This is a genomic window from Clostridia bacterium, from assembly GCA_014360065.1.
Classification (GTDB): Bacteria; Bacillota; DSM-521; order Neomoorellales; family JACIYF01; genus JACIYF01.
In genome coordinates this window covers 1-2185 of sequence record JACIYF010000221.1, presented here as the reverse complement: position 1 = coordinate 2185, position 2185 = coordinate 1, and the positions used below count along the sequence as shown (strand labels likewise).

Annotated in this window: 3 protein-coding genes; all 3 read left to right on the top strand. The window is 57.5% G+C overall.

The features are described from left to right. Nucleotides 1-61: 61 nt before the first annotated feature. The 3 genes from H5U02_15240 to H5U02_15230 all read left to right on the top strand — a co-directional run bounded on the left by H5U02_15240 (nt 62) and on the right by H5U02_15230 (nt 2054). The gene (locus H5U02_15240; GenBank protein ID MBC7343775.1) at nt 62-496 is read left to right on the top strand and encodes a GntR family transcriptional regulator; all 435 of its coding nucleotides are present in this window, start codon (nt 62-64) and stop codon (nt 494-496) included. 66 nt (nt 497-562) lie between these two features. Beyond that, on the top strand, nt 563-1273 hold the full coding sequence (locus H5U02_15235; GenBank protein ID MBC7343774.1) for an ABC transporter ATP-binding protein: 711 nt from the start codon (nt 563-565) through the stop codon (nt 1271-1273). Then, entirely contained in the window at nt 1260-2054 is a 795-nt protein-coding gene (locus H5U02_15230; protein MBC7343773.1) for a hypothetical protein, read from the top strand. The genes H5U02_15235 and H5U02_15230 overlap by 14 nt, the downstream gene beginning before the upstream one ends. The last annotated feature ends 131 nt before the right edge of the window (nt 2055-2185 follow it).

The window sequence follows — 2185 nt, the reverse complement described above, 5'->3', positions numbered from 1 at the left end:
CGGCAAGTTATTGCCATTCACCATTGATTTTGATAGCGCCGTGCCCATTTACCTCCAGCTCATGGATGGCATCCGCTTCGCCGTGGCCCGGAAGTCCTTGCCGCCCGGCCAGCGGGTACCTTCAGTACGGGAGACGGCGGCCGAGCTACACCTAAGCCCTACCACGGTGCAACGGGCTTACCAAGAGCTGGAGAGAGAAGGAATCCTGGTAACCAAGCGCGGCCAAGGAACGTTCATTACTGAAGATCCAGAGATCATCGCTGCCATTCGCAACCAATTGGCCCGGAGCCGCACGGCGCGGTTCTTGGAAGAAATGGCCGGGCTGGGGTTTTCCCTGGAGGAGATCATCCACCTCCTCAGGCAAACGAGCAGCGCCCCCGGCGTTCCTAACCCCGACCCCCACCCCAACCCCAACCGTAACTCTTCTGGCCAGGCTACCGGCCCGGCTCCCACCGACCCGGCAGGTAACCCGGCCATGTTTAGTCGCAAGCTCTGACTTGGCCCCCAGCTAATCTGTAACCTCTAAGCTTGGGTACCATATTCTGGAAGGAGGATACGAGATTTGCAGTATGCAGTTGAAACCGATAATCTTGGCAAACGCTTTGGGCTCAGCCGCGCCCTGGATGGGGTGACCCTTCGCCTCCCCCTGGGCCAAGTCATAGGCCTGCTTGGACCCAATGGCGCCGGCAAATCGACCTTATTGAAGATCCTGGCCGGCCTGCTCCGCCCTTCCTTTGGCAGCGCCCGGATCCTGGGCCACCCCCCAGGATTAGAGTCCAGATCGCTAGTGGCTTACCTGCCCGAGATCGATTGTCTCTACTCCTGGATGACGGTGAAGCAAATGGCCGATTTCATGGCCGAAAACTTCCCTGATTTTCAACCCCAGGCGGCAGCGGAACTGCTCCAGTTTATGAACCTGCCGCCTGACAAGATGGTGGGCACTCTTTCTCGGGGCATGCGGGCCCGGCTCAAGCTGGCCCTGATCATGGCCCGCCGGGCCCCGCTCTTGCTCCTGGACGAACCCTTATCCGGCATCGATGTGGTCTCCCGGGGAAAAATCTTGGAGGGCCTGCTCCAGCAATACCGGGTGGGCGAGCAGACCATTGTGTTCTCCACCCACGAGATTCGCGAGGTGGAGGGCATCCTCGACCAGGTAGTCTTCATCGCCCATGGCCAGGTGGTACTGGAAGGGGAAGCGGAGGCCCTGCGCCGGGACCAAGGCAAAACTATCGAGGAGATGCTAAAGGAGGTGATTGAACATGAGCAGCTTTAAGAGCTTCGCCAGCATTTACAAAAAAGACTTGGTGGCCGGCAAGCGCCGCATCGGCTTGATGCTAATCCTCCTGGGCATACTCTTTGTTTACCTTAATTACAAAATGCATACCTGGACAGAGCCGGGCCTAGCGTTGCCCTTCGCCATCATACCCCTGGCGGTACTTCCTTGGGGCGTGGTGGTTTTGGGCTTTCTGACTTTGCGCTCCGAATGGGCCGAGAATACCCATTATCTCTTGATGAGTATTCCCTTTCACCGGGGATTATTCGTGGGCGCCAAGTTTCTGGCCGTGATTACCGAATTCATAATCCTGACCGCGGTGGCAGCGGCCGGGGCCTTCTGGGTTTTAAATTCTTACGCCAGCTTGGACCCTCGCTTTTGGGCAGGACTAGAACCATACATTCAGGCCATGGGTGGCAGGAACCAGTTCATCTGGCAGGTGTTCTCTCTGGGCCTCAAATTCTACGTCCTTTACGTCCTTTCCATGGCTTTTATGCTGGCAACCATTTTTGCTGCCTACTTGGCTGGCAAGACGGTGCACCGCTATGGGTGGCTGGTGACTGGAACGGTCTTTTTAGGTGTGCTCTATCTGCCCAGCCCCATCCACAATTGGTTGCTTTTTGCTTTCGGTCCCATTGAGGTAGAACTCACCAATTCGTCCCTATTGTTACCGGCTCCCTACCAGCAGGTGGACGTCAGTTCCTTTGTCGCCACCTCCATCGTAGCCCTCCTGGCCTTGGTGGCCTCCCTGGTGCTGGCCGAGAGATATGTAGAGGTTTAACGGTTTAACCCATACTTTGACGGTGCATCCGAAAGAAGCATGAAAATGCCGAGGATGCTGGCGCAAGGCGACTTTGGGCGAGCCTCGCGAGACGTCGGCGAGACCGAGCCCGGAGGCGGGGCCGAGGACAG

What these genes read in the sequence shown, in the direction of transcription:
- H5U02_15240 (MBC7343775.1), top strand. Translation starts at nt 62, where the DNA reads ATGGATGGCATCCGCTTCGCCGTGGCCCGGAAGTCCTTGCCGCCCGGC.
- H5U02_15230 (MBC7343773.1), top strand. Translation starts at nt 1,260, where the DNA reads ATGAGCAGCTTTAAGAGCTTCGCCAGCATTTACAAAAAAGACTTGGTG.